We start from the raw sequence: 16,967 nt of genomic DNA, 5'->3' as shown, positions 1-16,967 counted from the left end.
CGGTGTGTCAGTCACCATAACTGCTGAATGACACACCGCATTCGCGAGCAAGCCCGCTCCCACAGGGGAGAGTGCGAACCCTGCAGGCATAAAAAAACGCCGCTCATCTCACGATGGGCGGCGTCTTTTATTGCGTTGCAGCGTTAGGCTTGAACGACCGGGATGTTGGCGTTCGCAGCAGCTTCACGGAACTCGGCGATCTGATCGAAGGACAGATAGCGGTAAACGTCGGCCGCCATGCTGTCGATCTTGCCAGCGTATTCCATGTACTCCTCGACGGTCGGCAGGCGACCCAGGATGGAAGCAACAGACGCCAGCTCAGCCGAAGCCAGGTAGACGTTCGCGCCGTCACCCAGACGGTTCGGGAAGTTACGGGTCGACGTCGACACCACGGTGGAGTTCGGCTCTACACGTGCCTGGTTACCCATGCACAGCGAGCAGCCTGGCATTTCCATGCGTGCGCCGGCCTTGCCGTAGATGCCGTAGTAGCCTTCTTCGGTCAGCTGGTGAGCGTCCATCTTGGTCGGCGGCGACAGCCACAGACGGGTTGGAAGCTGACCCTTGACCTGATCCAGCAGTTTACCGGCAGCGCGGAAGTGACCGATGTTGGTCATGCACGAACCGATGAACACTTCGTCGATCTTCTCGCCAGCAACGCTGGACAGCAGACGGGCGTCGTCCGGGTCGTTTGGCGCGCAGAGCACAGGCTCTTTGATGTCGGCCAGGTCGATTTCGATGATTTCAGCGTATTCGGCGTCAGCATCGGCAACCATCAGCTCAGGGTTGGCAACCCAGGCTTCCATCGCTTGAGCGCGACGTTCCAGGGTACGCGCATCGCCGTAGCCTTCACCGATCATCCAGCGCAGCAGGGTGATGTTGGAGTTCAGGTACTCGGTGATCGACTCTTTCGACAGCTTGATGGTGCAACCGGCAGCCGAACGTTCAGCCGAGGCGTCGGACAGCTCGAAAGCCTGCTCGATGCTCAGGTTGTCCAGGCCTTCGATTTCCAGGATGCGGCCGGAGAAGGCGTTCTTCTTGCCTTTCTTCTCAACGGTCAGCAGGCCAGCCTGAATTGCGAAGTAAGGAATGGCGTGAACCAGGTCACGCAGGGTGACGCCCGGTTGCATTTTGCCTTTGAAGCGCACCAGGATCGATTCCGGCATGTCCAGCGGCATAACGCCAGTGGCGGCGGCGAACGCTACCAGGCCAGAACCGGCCGGGAACGAAATGCCCATCGGGAAACGGGTGTGCGAGTCACCACCGGTACCGACGGTGTCCGGCAGCAGCATGCGGTTCAGCCAGCTGTGGATGATGCCGTCGCCCGGACGCAGGGAAACGCCGCCGCGGGTCATGATGAAGTCTGGCAGGGTGTGGTGGGTGGTCACGTCGATCGGCTTTGGATAGGCCGCAGTGTGGCAGAAGGACTGCATTACCAGATCGGTCGAGAAGCCCAGGCACGCCAGGTCTTTCAGTTCGTCACGGGTCATAGGACCGGTGGTGTCCTGAGAACCGACGGTGGTCATCTTCGGTTCGCAGTAGGTGCCAGGACGAACGCCTTTGCCTTCCGGCAGACCGCACGCCTTGCCGACCATTTTCTGTGCCAGGGTGAAGCCTTTGCCGGTGTCGACAGGTGCTTCAGGCAGTTTGAACAGGTCGGTAGGGCCCAGGCCCAGTTCGGCACGCGCCTTGTCGGTCAGGCCGCGACCGATGATCAGCGGGATACGGCCGCCGGCACGAACTTCGTCCAACAGCACCGGGGTCTTCATTTCGAAGGTGGTCAGGACTTCGTCAGTGCCGTGTTTGCAGACTTTGCCAGCATGCGGGTACAGGTCGATCACGTCGCCCATGTTCATGTTGGTAACGTCGAATTCGATTGGCAGTGCGCCCGCATCTTCCATAGTGTTGTAGAAGATTGGAGCGATCTTGCTGCCGAAGCAGAAACCGCCAGCACGCTTGTTCGGCACGTTAGGAACGTCGTCGCCGAAGAACCACAACACCGAGTTGGTGGCGGATTTACGCGAAGAACCGGTACCGACCACGTCACCGACGTAGGCGATAGGGAAGCCTTGACCGCGCATTTCTTCGATCTGCTTCATCGGGCCAGTCACGCCTTGGGCGTCAGGCACGATGCCTTCGCGGGCCATTTTCAGCATGGCCAGGGCGTGCAGCGGGATGTCCGGGCGGGACCAGGCGTCCGGGGCAGGGGACAGGTCGTCGGTGTTGGTTTCGCCGGTGACCTTGAACACGCGCAGGCTGATCTTGTCGGCCAGCACAGGGCGGTTCTTGAACCACTCGCCGTCAGCCCAGGATTGCAGCACGCCTTTGGCGTGAACGTTGCCGCTCTTGGCTTTTTCCGCGACGTCGTGGAAGGCGTCGAACATCAGCAGGGTGTGCTTGAGTTCTTTGGCAGCCACTGGCGCCAGTTCGGCGTCGTCCAGCAGGTTGACCAGGGTCACGATGTTGTAGCCGCCCTGCATGGTGCCGAGCAGTTCAACAGCGCGTTTCTTGTCGATCAGAGGGGATTTTGCTTCGCCTTTGGCGAGGGCAGAGAGAAAACCGGCCTTTACATAGGCGGCTTCGTCCACACCTGGCGGAATGCGATTGGTGATCAGGTCAACGAGGAAAGCTTCTTCGCCAGCCGGGGGATTCTTCAGCAGCTCGACCAGGCCTGCAGTTTGTTCGGCGTTTAGCGGCTGGGGAACGATACCCAGTGCTGCACGCTCTTCGATATGTTTGCGGTAGGCTTCAAGCACAGTTATTACCCTCATCAGTGGTCCCAAATGGGTGTCCGGGACGCTCATCCCGAAATTGCCGTACTCATGCGCTGCGTGGCGTTGTGGGCCACTTAGCCAGAATTACCGACAATTCCTTACAGAAGCTGCTTTCAAAGTTTTACGCCTGCAGAACGGGGAGCTGATGAGGGTTGGCGTAGAGCTTTTCCCCGCTGGAAAAACCCTTCGCCAACACCGCTCTGAAGGAACGACTGTGCTCGTGACGCTTTGAAAACAGCTTCTAACGGACATTGGCGCCTTAAAAGGCTGGCTGATTCTACGGCAAAAAAAAATTAAAGGTAAGTTAGCCCCTCAAGATTGAGGGGTGATCAATGTTAGACAAAGGGCTAACATGCCGGCCTGTTCTGCTTTCCCGTGTTTTGCCTACCTATGCCCAATCAGACCATCAAGACCCCCTGCGTCGGCCTCTGCTCCACTGTTTACGGTGATCTGGTGTGCCGTGGCTGCAAGCGTTTCCACCATGAAGTGATCAACTGGAATGGTTACAACGAGGAGGAAAAGCGCGCGGTGTGGCTGCGTCTTGAGCAGCTGTTGTCCCAGGTGATGGCCAGCAAGCTGGAGGTTTTCGATCCCCAGCGCCTGCGCTTGCAACTGGAACAGCGCAAGATCCGCTTTGTGCCGCATCAGTCAGAATATTGCTGGGCTTATCAGCTGATCGCCCGTGGTGCGCGGGTAATCAACAATCTGGAAGCCTACGGGATGGTGCTGATGCCGGAGTTTCGCGACTGGAGCTTGCCGGAACTGCGCGACGCCATTGATCGGGAATTCTTTTTGCTCTCTGAGGCGCATTATCAGCGCTACATTGCGCCGGGGTTTCTGAAAGACGCTTTTGGCGGCTGAACATTAAGAGCTTCGCGGGCAAGCCTCGCTCCTACAGGGTTTGTGTCGTACACAACGGGTGTGATCAACAAAACCTGTAGCAGCGAGGCTTGCCCGCGAAGGCGTACTACCTGACGCCGCAAATCTCAATGCTGAGTCACAATCTCTTCCAGATGATCCATGATTGCATCCGGCTTCAGCACCAGCACATCGCTCTCCACCGCATCCAGCACCACCTCCGCCGTATTCCCGATCAACGCTCCGGACAACCCGGACCGCGCCACGGTGCCGATCACCGTCACTGCCGCCTGCAGTTTGTGGACCATGTACGGAATCAACACATCCGCCGGGCCTTCCTCGATGTGCAGGTGTTCATCATCGATATCGAACTCGGCCTGGAACGATCTGCACTGCTCGCGATAGCGCGCCTCGATGGTTTCGCTGAGCTGCAACGTCGGGTCAGCCGCGGACAGCATCGGTGACGGATGCGCGCTGACCACGTGTAACTTGGCCTTTGCCAGGCTGGCGATGTCGTAACCGTGATCGACGATCGCGGCGTGCAACGTGCGGTGGTCGCCGTCGGTATTGCCGACGTCGATGGCCGCGAGAATGACCCCGCCGGTCCAGGGTTTCGAGGTTTTGACGAGCAGCACCGGCGTCGGGCAATAACGCAGCAGTTTCCAGTCCGCCGGGGTCAGCAGCGCTTTTTTCAACGGGCTGTCGGGGTAATGCTGTTTGACCACCAGCCCGCAGCCTTCCGCCTGCTGCACATCGACGATGGTTTCATGCAGGCTCTCATTCCAGGCCTGCTCGGTGGTGACGCTGTAGCCGTCCTCGATCAGGGCTGCCTTGAGCACGCCCAACATGCCGCTATGGTCATGCTTGCGATCGCACACCAGCAGATGCAGATGCGCCTGGGTTACGCCAGCAATCAGTTTGGCCCGTTTGAGCGCCAGGCTTTCTGAGTGTTCGGGTTCGATGACCACCAGGATGCTGCGAATGGCTTGCATGATCGGGATCTCCAGGAAGGTAAAAAATACTGCGTTGGACAACTATAGTTGTTCGTCGCCAACCCGGTACTTGATGCATATCAACGGCGGCGACTGGTGGTCTTGCGGCAGGCCGGTATAATCGGCGCCCTTCGATTCAGACCTTTTATTCCGTGAGCCCCATGATCCTTCCCGAAATTCACGAGTTCCTCGGCTGCCGCACCCCCGATGGCTGGGTCCAGGCAGCGCTTGCCGATCAGGAAACGTTGTTGATCGACCACAAGAACTGTGAGTTCAAGGCGGCCAGCACGGCGTTGAGCCTGATCGCCAAGTATCACTCTCATGTCGACCTGATCAACCTGATGTCGCGCCTGGCCCGGGAAGAACTGGTGCACCACGAGCAGGTCATGCGCCTGATGAAAAAGCGCAAGATCGAGCTGCGTCAGCTGTCCGCCGGGCGTTATGCCTCTGGCTTGCGCAAAGTGGTGCGCAGCCACGAGCCGGTCAAGCTGGTGGACACGTTGGTGGTCGGCGCGTTTATCGAGGCCCGCAGCTGTGAGCGTTTCGAGGCGCTGGTGCCGCATCTGGACGAAGAACTGGGCAAGTTCTATTTCGGCCTGCTGAAAAGCGAAGCGCGGCATTTCCAGGGTTACCTGAAACTGGCTTACCAATACGGTGATGCCAAGGACATTGCCCAGGTCATTGACCGGGTTCGCGCTGCCGAGCAGGAGCTGATCGAATCACCGGACGTGGAGTTCCGTTTTCACAGCGGTGTCCCGGCAGCGGCGTGAAAATCTTTGCGTCTGAATTGTTAAAAACTCTTAAGAGTATGAAAGATCACTGAAAACCGGCCCCCGAGGCCGGTTTTTGCTGCCCGTCCTCACCGTCCCGTCACCGATTGGCGCCATAATGCCGCCCACTTCACACAAGGGTTGGCAGACGGTCGTTATGGATAACCTGGGTTTTGGCAAAGTATTGCTGGTGGAAGACGACGAGAAGCTTGCCGGGCTGATCGCGCATTTCCTGTCCCAACATGGCTTTGAGGTCCGCCAGGTGCTCCGCGGTGACCTCGCGTTGGCCGCGTTCCTCGAATTCAAACCGAAAATCGTCGTGCTCGACCTGATGCTGCCGGGGCAGAGCGGCCTGCACGTGTGCCGCGAGATCCGCAGCGTCTCTGACACGCCGATCGTCATCCTGACCGCCAAGGAAGACGACCTCGACCACATCCTCGGCCTGGAGTCCGGCGCCGACGACTACGTGATCAAGCCGATCAAACCGCCGGTGCTGCTGGCCCGCCTGCGTGCGTTGCAACGGCGTCAGGCGCCGGACAGCAGCGTGTGCAGCGCCCTGGAGTTCGGCAACCTGAGCATCGACCGCAGCTGTCGCGAAGTGCGGTTGTCGGGGGAGGTCATCGACATGACCACCATGGAGTTCGAGCTGCTGTGGTTGCTGGCCAGTGCCGCCGGCAAGATTCTGTCCCGCGACGACATCCTCAACCGCATGCGCGGTATCGCCTTCGACGGTCTCAATCGCAGCGTTGATGTCTACATCAGCAAGTTGCGCGGCAAGCTCAAGGACAACCCGCGCGAACCGGTGTGCATCAAGACCATCTGGGGCAAGGGTTACCTGTTCAATCCGTTTGCGTGGGAGCTGTAAATGCTGCGGTTATTTCTTGGGCTGTTTCTGGTGATGACGGTCGGCCTGGTACTGGGGTTGCAAACGGTCGAGCGCACGTTCGATGCGCTTCTCGATGGTCAGATGCAGAGCTACAACCGCGAGGCGGTGCGTGGCCAGGCCTGGTCGCTCGCCGAGCAGTTACGCGATATGGACGGCTCGGACCGGGAGCGCGAACTGGAAGCGGTGCGCCCGCACTATGGCTTGGGCCTGAGCCTGGTCGAGAGCAGTCAACTGTCCCTGACCGATCAGGAGAAAGCCGAGTTGGCCCAAGGGCTGCTGGTGATTCGCGACAAGTACACGCAGTTCATTTCACGCATTGACGAGGGTTCGCAACTGCTCAGCATCAAGCTGCCGGCTGAGCCCAGTCTGATGCCGTTCTACATTGCCGCGGCCTATCTGATGATCGCGGTGATGATCGGTTTTGTGTTGATGTTCTGGGTACGCCCGCATTGGCGAGACCTGGAGAAGCTGCGCCTGGCGGCCGAACGTTTTGGCGATAACGACCTGTCGTCGCGGATCCAGCTGTCCAAGCGCTCGAACATTCGTGACCTGTCCGGGCACTTCAACCTGATGGCGGCGCGCATCGAAGGCTTGATCGCCAATCAGCGCGAGCTGACCAACGCGGTGTCCCATGAGTTGCGCACGCCGATTGCCCGCTTGTCATTCGAACTCGATCAGCTCAAGCAACAAACCGATCCGACCCAGAACCGCGAACTGATTGCCGACATGTACGCCGACCTTGGCGAACTCGAAGAAATGGTCTCCGAGCTGCTGACCTACGCCAGCCTTGAACGCGGCGCCACGGTCATCACTCGGGAAAACATCCAGGCCAACAGTTGGCTGGACAGCGTGGTCGGTAGCGTGGCCCTGGAGGCCGAGGCTGCCGGGGTGCAGTTGTTGATTGTCGAGTGTCAGGTCGAGGAGGTGCGCATCGAGCCGCGCTTTATGGCCCGCGCGGTAATCAACCTGCTGCGCAATGCCATTCGTTATGCCGATGAGCGGGTGGAGGTGTCGTTGGTCCGTACCGGTGATCGCTACGAAGTGCGGGTCAACGATGATGGACCGGGTGTGCCGGTGGACGGGCGCGAGAAAATCTTCGAACCGTTCTCACGCCTCGACGCCAGCCGAGATCGTCGCACGGGTGGGTTTGGGTTGGGGTTGGCGTTGGTGCGGCGTGTGTCGCAATCCCATGGCGGGCAGGTGGAAGTGGGGGATTCGCCTTGGGGGGGAGCGTCGTTTCGCATGACGTGGGCGCATCAGGATTGATTGTGTTGTTCTCACTGACGCCTTCGCGGGCAAGCCTCGCTCCTACAGGAGATGGGTAGTTCACAATAGTCGCGAACGACACAAACCCCTGTAGGAGCGAGGCTTGCCCGCGAAGAGGCCATCAGCAACAAAGCATTATCAAAAGGTGTACAGCACCTGCCCACCCAATGAGGTCTGCATCCGCCGCTCGACAATCGGACTGTCCGCCGCATCACCCGCCAGATATTGCACGGCCAGCACTGTCGACACACTCCACTGATCATCAATCGGCATCGACCAGGTCAACGCCGCCCCGCGACTCACCAGTCCGCCGTGGGTGTCATGCGCCCTGAAACGGCTGCGCGAAGCCTGGGCGGCGCTGACGCCATACCAGGTGCGCACGTAATGACTGTCACCAAACTGACTGTTCAGACTGCCCACGACCTTGCCGTAGTCACCCTCATACAACGGCGCGCTGATACTCAGTTTCAGGCGATTCCAGGAAGAGCCAGTGTCGCGATCGTCATCGTCCTCTTCCCGCGCATGTTCGAAACTGGCACCGAGAATGATTGGCCCCATGTTATAGGTCCCGTCCAGACCCAACGCAGGCCGCGACTTGATCGAGCCCATGCCGTTCAGCTCATCCGAGCCTTTGAATCCGGTTTTGCGATCCTTGCGCACATCGCTCGCGCCGATGTACACGCTCAGGCCGAAGTCGTCATCATCAAACGCCCAGCCCAATCCCTTTTCAGAGTCCAGAAAGATTCCATACGGGCTGACCACCTTGCCGCCCAGCAGCGGCGCCACCACGCGCTCGTCGCTGCCGCTGTAACGCGGCACGTTGGCGGCGCCGGCGCGTAAGGTGTATTGCCAGTCTTCAGCGCGTAACGAGTCGGCGGGAAAGAGCAGGCAAAACGAAGGTAACGACAGACACAGCGAACGTAACATGGGAGCACCCGAGGGGAGGTTGGATGCGCCCATGCTAGGCGGCTGCCGGCTGGCAATCCTTGAGAGCTTTGTCGGGAAACTGTCAAAGACTGTGAAGCGGCTTTAGCGGCTCAAGCCCAGGCGTTCATGCCAGTCGGCGATGGACTCTTCGGGATAGACGTCGAACTGCTTGTCCCCGGGACGCAGGTCGGCTTCCACCCACGGCGCCTTGGAGTCGAGCAACAAATGCGTGTGTTGCGGCGGCACCGGCAGCGGGGTGTCGATGGCCGACGCGAACGGGTGAATCAGCTCCGGCCATTCGGGGCTATACACCCACAGGCACGAGCCGCAGACCGAGCAGAAGTGTCGTCCGAGGCTGCTGCGATGGGCACGCTTGTCGCCTTCGTTCTTGAGTTGCGCATGGTAGACCGCGACGTGCTTGCGCCCGCGAACCTTCAGGCTAGCGGCGTCACCGGCAATATTGATCGAATAACCGCCACCGCCCTGAGTCTTGCGGCAGATCGAGCAGTAGCAACGTTGATACGGGTAGGGGTGGGCGCTGGTCAAACTGAACGACACAGCGCCGCAATGGCAGGAACCTTCGAGCTGCATGGGAACCTCCGACAAAGGTTGGGTTACCCAAGACAGCCTAGACCGTCAGCGCACTTCGACCGGCACCAGAATCGCATCGCCGGTCGCCACCAGTTTCAAATGGTCGCCGGTTTGCGCGAACAGCTCGGCGCGGGCGAACACCTGCTTCTTGCCGGCCTTCACCACGCGGCCCCGAGCGATGAACACTTCACCGACGGCGGGTGCCAGGCAGTTGACCGAAAAGTGCGAGGCCAGCACGTTGCCGGCGACCGTTCCGGCAGCGAATCCGCAAGCCGTGTCGAGCAGGGCGCCGATCAGGCCGGCGTGCAGGAAGCCGGCATATTGCGCCATGTCGGCTTCGCGAAAGGCCAGGGTCAGTTCGGCTTCGCCGCTCGCAGCGGCGGTCACTTCGAAACCGGCCCAGCGGTTGAAGGCTGAGGTTGAGTTGATCTGTTTGAGTGCGTTGAGCATGGCGAATCCCTCCGGTTGAGGCACCAACATGCGCCGGGTTTTGGGGGATGTCATGGTGGATAAGGGAGGGTGATGGGCCGCAGGATTTGTGGTGAATGTGCTGGCCTCATCGCGAGCAGGCTCGCTCCTACATTGGACTTCCAGTGTTCACAAAACCCTGTGGGAGTGAGCCTGCTCGCGATGAACGATAACGCGGTCTCGCTGGACGCCGACCCATGCCCAAGGCAGCATGGTCGCCTTCATCACCGGGGCTGAACTCATGCGACGATTGCCTTCCCTGGCAGCACTCAGAACCTTCGAATGCGCCGCCCGCCACGCTCATTTCGGCCGGGCCGCCGCCGAGCTGTGCGTCACCGACAGCGCCGTCAGCCATCAGATCCGTCAGCTCGAAGAGCACTTGGGCGTCTCTTTGTTCATCCGCGAAGGTCGGCAAATCCGCCCGACCATGGCCGCGGGGCGATTGATGCAAAGCCTGCAGCACGCCTTCGAGCTGATCGGCGAGGCCTGCGATGAATTGCGCGACCCGTCGTCGCTGGCGGTCTTGCGCCTGGCGGTCACCGCCGAGCTGGCGCAGAAGTGGTTGATGAGTCGGCTCACGGACTTCTACGCGCGCTATCCGCACATCACGCTGCACCTCTACGAACAACCGATCGACGCCACTGCGCCAGGTGAAGACATCGATCTGGCAATCACCTACGGCACCGGCCCGGTCGACAGCAGCGCGTACTTCGTCCGGCCCTTGCCAGCGTTGCAATTTTTCCCGGTGTGCAGCCCCGGCCTGTTCAACCAGGGCACCCTGAAAACCCCGAAGGATCTGGTTCGTCATTGTCTGCTGCACGACGATCAGGACGGCAAGACCTGGACCGCCTGGCTCACCAGTCATGCCGGCGATCAGCGTCCCGAACGCCAACTGTATTTCGCCCACGCGGGCCTGGCGCTGGAAGCGGCGGCGCAAGGGCAGGGCGTGGCCATGGGCGACAATCTGACGGCTCAGGAAGACTTGCTCAGCGGTCGTCTGGTCCGGCCATTCACCGCCAGCATGACCGCGCTCGGGCAATATGCACTGGTGTGTGAGCGGGTGCGTTTGGAGCGTCCGGCCGTGGCGCAGATGCTGGAGTGGTTCAACGATCAGCTGATCGATTGATGAGTTGAATTCAAGTATTCCGAAATAATCATCGTTGGCGAGGAGGGCGCCGACGACCTTAGCCTGTGGTCACTCCAATCCCCGCTGATGAGGTCTGACCATGGCACGTTTGCTCGATTCCACCCCGAAACTCGACGGCTTCCGCCTGCCCGGCGAATTCGAAACCAAGGCCGGTTGCTGGCTCGGCTGGCCGGAACGTACCGACGTCTGGCGCAACGGTGCCAAGCCTGCGCAGAAAGTCTGGGTGCAGATCGTCACCGCCATTGCCCAGAGCGAACCGGTGACGGTGTGTGCTTCGGCCGCGCAATTCGCCACCGCCCGCCGCCAGTTGCCGCCTCAGGTCCGAGTGGTGGAAATGACGTGCAACGACACCTGGTTCCGCGACAGTGGCCCGTGCTTTGTGGTCAACGACGACAGCGGCGAAGTGCGTGGCGTCGATTTTGAATTCAACGCCTATGGCGGTCTCGACGGCGGCTTGTATTACCCGTGGGACAAAGACGATCAGATCGCCAGCAAAATCCTCGAAATCGAACGCTTTGACCGTTACCGCGCGACGTTGATTGCTGAGATGGGCGGAATCCAGAGTGACGGCCAGGGCAGTATCCTCACCACCGAGCAATGCCTGCTCAACCGCAATCGCAACCAGCATCTGGGCAAGGAAGAAGTGACCAGTCGTCTGATCGATTACCTCGGTGCCGAGCAAATTATCTGGTTGCCACGAGGGTGCAAGTTCGACGAAACCGACGGCCACGTCGACGATCTCGCCTGCTTCGTGCGCCCCGGCGAGGTGGTGCTGCAATGGACCGATAATCGCGATGACCCGCAGTGGGAAATCTATCAAGAGGCCTACGACATTTTGCGCAGCACCCGCGACAGCCGTGGCCGCGAGTTGATCGTGCACAAGCTGCCGCAACCGGATGTGCTGGAGTGGACCGCTGAAGAAGCCGAAGGCCTGGACCAGCAAGACAGCACCCATACCCGTCAGGCCGGGACTCAAATCTGCGCGTCGTACATCAATTACTACGCCGGCAACTCTTCGATCGTGGTGCCGCTGTTTGGTGATCGAAACGATCAGGCGGCGCAGGCGACGCTCGCCGAATTGTTCCCGAAGCACACAATCGTCGGCATCGAAAACTCCCGGGAAATCCTCCTCGGTGGCGGCAATGTCGCGTGCATCACCATGCCGCAATACGCCGCCCCCTCCAGTAACAGGAAGGAAGTTTAATCATGGGCCTGCACAAACTGACTCAAGCGTTATTGCTGGTGCTTGCACCCTTGTGTGTGCAGGCCGCCGACACCGCGAAACCGGTGGTGAACCTGTACATCTGGGGCGAGTACCTGGCCCCGGAGACCCTGACCAACTTCGAAAAGAAAACCGGCATCCATGTAGTGGTCGATCACTTCGACTCCCTTGAAACTGCCGAGACCAAACTGCTGACCGGCCGCAGCGGTTATGACCTGGTGCTGACGGCGGGGCAGCACCTGTCCCGGGCGATCCAGAGCGGGGCGATTCAAACACTGAACCTGCAACGGCTGCCGCACTTTGCCGGCGTCGGCGAGGAGTTCCGCCAGCACATGGCGGCGTTCGATCCGGGCAATCGTTATGCCGGCATCTACGCCTGGGGCACCACCGGCGTCGGCTATCAGGAAGAGGCGATCAAACAGCGTTTGCCCGACGCACCTCGGGACAGTTGGGCGATGCTGTTCGACCCGGCGGTGGTGTCGAAATTTGCCGATTGCGGGGTCAGTCTGCTCAACGATCCGAACGAGGTTTTCGCCGCGGTCATGAAGTACATGGGGCTGGACATCAACCGCCAGAACCTCGATGACCTGAAACTGGCCGAGCAACAATTGGCGAAGATCCGGCCGTACATCCGCTACTTCGACAATGACCTGAACATCAGCGACCTGGCCAACGGCAACACCTGCGTGGCGATGTCGTGGAACGGCAACGTGGCCATCGCGGCCGGGCAGGCCGAGGCGGCGAACAAACCGTTCAAGCTCAGTTACCGGATCCCGAAGGAGGGCACGTTGATCTGGTTTGACGCCATGGTCATTCCCAAGGATGCACCGCACCCCGAGGCCGGGCTGGCGTTGATGGATTACCTGATGACGCCCGAAGTGATTGCGCCGATCACCGACACCATTCACTACGCCAATGCGATTACGGCGGCGGACGGGTTGATTGATCCGGCGATTCGTAATGATCCGGGGACGTATCCGTCGGCGCAGGTGAGGGCTTCGTTGTATAGCAAGAATGACAATGGCAAGGCGTTCAATCGGGCGCTGATTCGGGCGTTCAGTCGGTTGAAATCCGGGTTGTGATCGGCTTTGAGTGATTCGGTGAATGGGCAATCGCCTTCGCGGGCAAGCCCGCTCCCACAGGCTATGTGTCGGGCACAGATGCTGCGTACACAAAAATCCTTGTGGGAGCGGGCTTGCTCGCGATGAACGATAACGCGGTCTACTTGCCCGTCATCCGCCACAAATACCAGGAAGCCACCGTCCGATACGGACGCCACGCCAAGCCAATCTCCACCATCTGCTTACGCGTCGGCTGCACCTCCAGACCCTTCAACCGGCGATACCCCTCACGCACCCCAAAGTCATCCGCCGGCAAAATATCTTGCCGCTCCAGGCTGTAGATCAGCAGCATCTCAACCGTCCAGCGGCCAACACCGCGCAAAGTGATCAACCGCTCGATCAGCGCTTCATCGTCCATCGCCCGTGCCGTGGTGTAATCCGGCACCACACCGTCCAGAGCCGCCTGCGCAATCCCTTGGATGGTCGCAATTTTACTCGCGGAAAACCCGCAGCTGCGCAGCGGATCAAAGCCTGTCGCCAGAATCTGCTCAGGCCTTGGAAACGTCGTCGACGGAAACAACGCCAGCAGCCGACCGACAATCGCATCCCCGGCCTTGGCGTGCAGTTGCTGATAGGCAATCGCCCGCACCAGCGACTCATAAGGATCACGAGCCGCGTGGGGTTGGTGCAGGCACGGGCCGATGACGGCGATGTGGCGCCGCCAGTCGTCATCGATGGAGGATAGAAACTCAGTCGCGGGCAGATAGGGGGCGGGCATGACGATCAAGCGTTCCCGGCAGGTTTCAGCAGGGCGTTGATTTCCCCGTAGGTGAAGGCCTTGAGGTGGCTGCTGTCGAGTTTGCCAGTGTCCAGAAAACCTTTGGCCAGGGACGCCATGGCGCCATACAGAAACTCGGCGATGCCCGAGCCGGCACTCAGGCGTCGCACGCCAAGGGCTTGCAGCGCCTCCGGCGACGGCAAACCCGGCAGCCCCAGTACGTTCACGGGCAACGGTGTGCCCTGGCACAGCGCAGCGATCTCATACTCCGCCGTGACGCCCGCCGCAAACAGCCCATCGGCACCCGCCACCTGATACAACGCGGCGCGCTTGAGCGTTTCGGCGACGCGATCTTCGGCAGGCACCAGGCCCCTTAAGTACACGTCGGTGCGGGCATTGATGAACAGTTTCACCTGGCGCCGATCGGCCATCTGCCGGGCGACTTCGATCTTGCGTGCCAGCAACTCAGGCGGGGCAGCGCCGTCCTCGATATTGATCCCCACCGCACCGGCCGCGATCACCGCATCAACGACTTCGGCCACCCGCGTCAGGTCATCGGAATAACCGGCCTCGATGTCGACGGTCAACGGCACCGAGATCACCCGGGCGATGGATTCGACGGTCGATATCAAGCGTTCGAGGGGCAGGGCGTTGCCGTCCGCATACCCATGCGCCCAGGCCACCGCCGCGCTGCTGGTGGCCACGGCTTTGCAACCCAGTTGCTCGACGATGCGCGCCCCGGTCGCATCGGCGACGTTGGTCAGGATCAGTAACCCGTCGCGGTGCAGTTGACGAAATTGCGTGTCCATCGAATGTCCTTCCTTATGACGTTTGCAGAAAATCAGGGGATCAGAATGCGAGTTGATCAGTCACCTGCACGGCAGCTTTTTCCAGCCGGAGCAAAAACGCCTTGCGCGGTTGCCCTCCACCATAGCCCGTCAACGAGCCGTCTGCACCGATCACCCGGTGGCAGGGCAACACAATCGAAAGACGGTTTTGCCCGTTGGCCAGGCCCACGGCGCGACTGGCGCCGGGCTTGCCCAGTGTCGCGGCGATGGTGCCGTAGGTGCTGGTCTGGCCGTAGGGGATCTTCGCCAGTTCAGCCCAGACCTGCCGCGCAAATTCGCTGCCGGGCAAGTGCAGGGTAACGGTGAATTCAGTGAGTTTGCCGGCGAAATACTGCGCCAGCTCGGCTTCAATCTGCTGCAAATGGGCGTTGTGCCCCGGTGCTACGGCATAGCCATAACGGCTCTGCAATTCTTCGACTTCCCGGGTCAGCGCCGGTCGATCCAGAAACTCCAGCAGCACCAGCCCACGGCGTTCGGCCATGGCGATCATCGGCCCCAGCGGCGTCGTCAGGCGCGTGAACAGCAGCGGCTCGCTGTTGGCTGCACGGCCCGGTGTGATGTGAAAGGATTTTTGAAACGCATCGCGAAAGCCGCTCAGGGATTCGTAGCCCGAGTCGAACGCCGCATTGTCGATGGAGTCGCCCTGTTTGATACCGCCCAGCGCCATGCCCAGGCGACGGGTGCGCAACCAGGCGTGGAAGGTCATGCCGAAATGCTGCTTGAACCAGCGACGCAGTTTCAGCGGCTCGATGCCTTCGGCCACGAGCTGGGCATCGGTCCAGCGCTGGTCGGGATCGTTGTCGACCGACTTGAGCAACGCCTGCACCCAGTCCGGCGCAATGGCCGCGGCGTCCAGCGGTTTGCAACGCAGGCACGCGCGGTAGCCCGCCGACATGCATTCATCGGCGTGAGCGAAGAACTCGACGTTCTCCGGCTTGGGCTTGCGCGCCGTGCAACTGGGGCGGCAGAAGATCCCGGTGGTCTTGACCGCTGTGAAGAACACCCCCTCGTAGGCGGTGTCTCGTTCGAGCATGGCGCGAACCATCTCGGCGTGGGGCGGAAGCAAAGCGTTCTGTAGGTTCATGGGCTGAGCATAAGACGCGTTGACCGTCGCCTCCACCGGAAAATCGACAGGGAATTTCGCTGCCTCAAATCGAACGTTGATTGACCCGTTTCGACAGCTCTTCGGCGCTCTCTTTGCGTTCCGAATAGCGGTCCACCAGAAAATCCTCGCGGCCACGCACCAGCAATGTGAATTTCATCAGTTCTTCCATCACGTCCACCACACGGTCGTAATACGCCGAAGGCTTCATCCGGCCAGCCTCGTCGAACTCCATGAAGGCCTTGGGCACTGACGATTGATTGGGGATGGTCAACATCCGCATCCAGCGGCCCAGCACGCGCAGTTGATTGACCGTGTTGAACGACTGGGAGCCGCCACAGACCTGCATCACCGCCAGGGTTTTACCTTGGGTCGGACGAACCGCGCCCATCGTCAGCGGGATCCAGTCGATTTGCGCCTTGAACACCGCCGACATTGAACCGTGGCGTTCCGGTGAGCACCAGACCTGACCTTCTGACCAGAGCACCCGCTCGCGCAGTTGCTGGACTTTCGGATGGTCGCTGGAGGCATCGTCGGGTAGGGGGAGGCCGGAGGGATCAAAGATCACCGTTTCGGCCCCCATCAGACGCAGAATTCGTGCGGCTTCCTCGGTCAGCAGGCGACTGAAAGAGCGTTCGCGCGTCGAGCCGTAGAGCAGCAGGATGCGCGGTTTGTGGGTGCTTTCGGTTGAAAGCGTCAGCAACTGCAGATCGAGATTGGGCAGGTCGTCGTTCATCACAGGGCTCCGATGCGGTCCAATTCGATTTTCAGGTCAGCATCCGAAAGGCTTTGCAGATCCAGCGCGAAAAACGCTGCAAACCGCTGCTTGATCGTGTTGACGGTGGAGTCAAACGCGGCCTGAATCGCTTGCTCGGTGCCCTGCACGTCCGACGGATCGGCCAGTCCCCAGTGGCTTTTGATCGCCGGGCCGAAATACACCGGGCACGCTTCCCCGGCGGCTTTGTCACACACGGTGATGACGATGTCGGGCGGGGAGTCGGCGAATGCCGAAGAGTCTTTGCTGTACAGGCCTTCGGTCGAAATACCGAGGTTGTGAAGCGTTTGTACGGCCTGGGGATTGAGCCGGCCGCTGGGGAAACTGCCGGAACTCACCGCCGTAAAACCCACGGGTGCCATGTGATTGAACAGCGCTTCGCTCAACACGCTGCGGCAGCTGTTGGCGGTGCACATGAAGAGAACGGTGGTGGGACGCATAGTCATTGCGGTGGCTCGTATATATGGATATCCGAATATACGGATGCTCGCGGAAAAAACCAACG

At 60.4% G+C, this 16,967-nt stretch carries 17 protein-coding genes; 7 read left to right on the top strand and 10 right to left on the bottom strand.

Going from position 1 to position 16,967, the window contains the following annotated elements; translation table 11 throughout:
• Window positions 1–143 precede the first annotated feature (143 nt).
• On the bottom strand, window positions 144–2,753 hold the full coding sequence (gene acnB / locus ACA051_RS16920) for a bifunctional aconitate hydratase 2/2-methylisocitrate dehydratase (RefSeq protein ID WP_497310612.1): 2,610 nt from the start codon (window positions 2,751–2,753) through the stop codon (window positions 144–146).
• 408 nt (window positions 2,754–3,161) lie between these two features.
• Between acnB and ACA051_RS16915 the strand changes: the two genes are divergently transcribed.
• On the top strand, window positions 3,162–3,632 hold the full coding sequence (locus ACA051_RS16915; RefSeq protein ID WP_497370990.1) for a DUF1289 domain-containing protein: 471 nt from the start codon (window positions 3,162–3,164) through the stop codon (window positions 3,630–3,632).
• Window positions 3,633–3,757: 125 nt separating this feature from the next.
• Here the strand turns inward: ACA051_RS16915 and uspL are convergent, their stop codons facing one another.
• Entirely contained in the window at window positions 3,758–4,621 is an 864-nt protein-coding gene (gene uspL, locus ACA051_RS16910) for a universal stress protein UspL (protein WP_497303324.1), read from the bottom strand.
• Between the two features lie 161 nt (window positions 4,622–4,782).
• On the opposite strand from uspL, the gene ACA051_RS16905 reads away from it, so the two are divergent.
• From ACA051_RS16905 to ACA051_RS16895, 3 genes are all read left to right on the top strand, one after another.
• Entirely contained in the window at window positions 4,783–5,391 is a 609-nt protein-coding gene (locus ACA051_RS16905) for a MiaE family protein (RefSeq protein WP_105345386.1), read from the top strand.
• A 157-nt stretch (window positions 5,392–5,548) separates the two neighbouring features.
• A complete protein-coding gene (locus ACA051_RS16900) occupies window positions 5,549–6,256 on the top strand; it encodes a winged helix-turn-helix domain-containing protein (protein WP_497310611.1) in 708 nt (235 codons plus the stop codon).
• Window positions 6,257–7,543, top strand: a complete 1,287-nt coding sequence (locus ACA051_RS16895; protein ID WP_497303322.1) for an ATP-binding protein — start codon at window positions 6,257–6,259, stop codon at window positions 7,541–7,543. It abuts the gene before it with no gap.
• Window positions 7,544–7,681: 138 nt separating this feature from the next.
• Here ACA051_RS16895 and ACA051_RS16890 read toward each other — a convergent pair whose 3' ends face one another.
• From ACA051_RS16890 to ACA051_RS16880, 3 genes are all read right to left on the bottom strand, one after another.
• Window positions 7,682–8,470: a MipA/OmpV family protein gene (locus ACA051_RS16890; RefSeq protein WP_497370988.1), complete on the bottom strand. Its 789-nt coding sequence runs from the start codon at window positions 8,468–8,470 to the stop codon at window positions 7,682–7,684.
• Between the two features lie 102 nt (window positions 8,471–8,572).
• Window positions 8,573–9,061, bottom strand: coding sequence for a GFA family protein (locus tag ACA051_RS16885; protein ID WP_497303318.1), 489 nt, complete (start codon window positions 9,059–9,061; stop codon window positions 8,573–8,575).
• A 45-nt stretch (window positions 9,062–9,106) separates the two neighbouring features.
• Window positions 9,107–9,511, bottom strand: a complete 405-nt coding sequence (locus ACA051_RS16880) for a PaaI family thioesterase (RefSeq protein WP_497370986.1) — start codon at window positions 9,509–9,511, stop codon at window positions 9,107–9,109.
• Window positions 9,512–9,770: 259 nt separating this feature from the next.
• On the opposite strand from ACA051_RS16880, the gene ACA051_RS16875 reads away from it, so the two are divergent.
• The 3 genes from ACA051_RS16875 to ACA051_RS16865 all read left to right on the top strand — a co-directional run bounded on the left by ACA051_RS16875 (window position 9,771) and on the right by ACA051_RS16865 (window position 12,980).
• Window positions 9,771–10,655: a LysR substrate-binding domain-containing protein gene (locus tag ACA051_RS16875; RefSeq protein ID WP_497303315.1), complete on the top strand. Its 885-nt coding sequence runs from the start codon at window positions 9,771–9,773 to the stop codon at window positions 10,653–10,655.
• A 100-nt stretch (window positions 10,656–10,755) separates the two neighbouring features.
• The gene (gene aguA, locus ACA051_RS16870) at window positions 10,756–11,880 is read left to right on the top strand and encodes an agmatine deiminase (RefSeq protein ID WP_497303313.1); all 1,125 of its coding nucleotides are present in this window, start codon (window positions 10,756–10,758) and stop codon (window positions 11,878–11,880) included.
• A 2-nt stretch (window positions 11,881–11,882) separates the two neighbouring features.
• Entirely contained in the window at window positions 11,883–12,980 is a 1,098-nt protein-coding gene (locus ACA051_RS16865) for an extracellular solute-binding protein (RefSeq protein WP_497303312.1), read from the top strand.
• Between the two features lie 139 nt (window positions 12,981–13,119).
• Here the strand turns inward: ACA051_RS16865 and ACA051_RS16860 are convergent, their stop codons facing one another.
• From ACA051_RS16860 to ACA051_RS16840, 5 genes are all read right to left on the bottom strand, one after another.
• Complete coding sequence (locus ACA051_RS16860; protein ID WP_497370984.1) at window positions 13,120–13,737, bottom strand: DNA-3-methyladenine glycosylase family protein; 618 nt, start codon at window positions 13,735–13,737, stop codon at window positions 13,120–13,122.
• 5 nt (window positions 13,738–13,742) lie between these two features.
• A complete protein-coding gene (locus ACA051_RS16855; RefSeq protein ID WP_497370982.1) occupies window positions 13,743–14,546 on the bottom strand; it encodes an isocitrate lyase/PEP mutase family protein in 804 nt (267 codons plus the stop codon).
• A gap of 40 nt (window positions 14,547–14,586) precedes the next feature.
• Complete coding sequence (locus ACA051_RS16850) at window positions 14,587–15,669, bottom strand: bifunctional transcriptional activator/DNA repair enzyme AdaA (RefSeq protein WP_497370980.1); 1,083 nt, start codon at window positions 15,667–15,669, stop codon at window positions 14,587–14,589.
• Window positions 15,670–15,733: 64 nt separating this feature from the next.
• Window positions 15,734–16,423 (bottom strand): arsenical resistance protein ArsH, encoded by a 690-nt coding sequence (arsH, locus tag ACA051_RS16845; RefSeq protein ID WP_497370978.1) that lies wholly within the window; start codon window positions 16,421–16,423, stop codon window positions 15,734–15,736.
• The gene (locus ACA051_RS16840) at window positions 16,423–16,908 is read right to left on the bottom strand and encodes an arsenate reductase ArsC (protein WP_497370976.1); all 486 of its coding nucleotides are present in this window, start codon (window positions 16,906–16,908) and stop codon (window positions 16,423–16,425) included. Before ACA051_RS16840 ends, arsH begins: the two co-directional genes overlap by 1 nt.
• Between the last annotated feature and the right edge of the window lie 59 nt (window positions 16,909–16,967).

The sequence above is a fragment of the Pseudomonas sp. LBUM1669 genome, from assembly GCF_059695705.1.
This window is presented reverse-complemented; position numbering and strand designations above follow the sequence as displayed.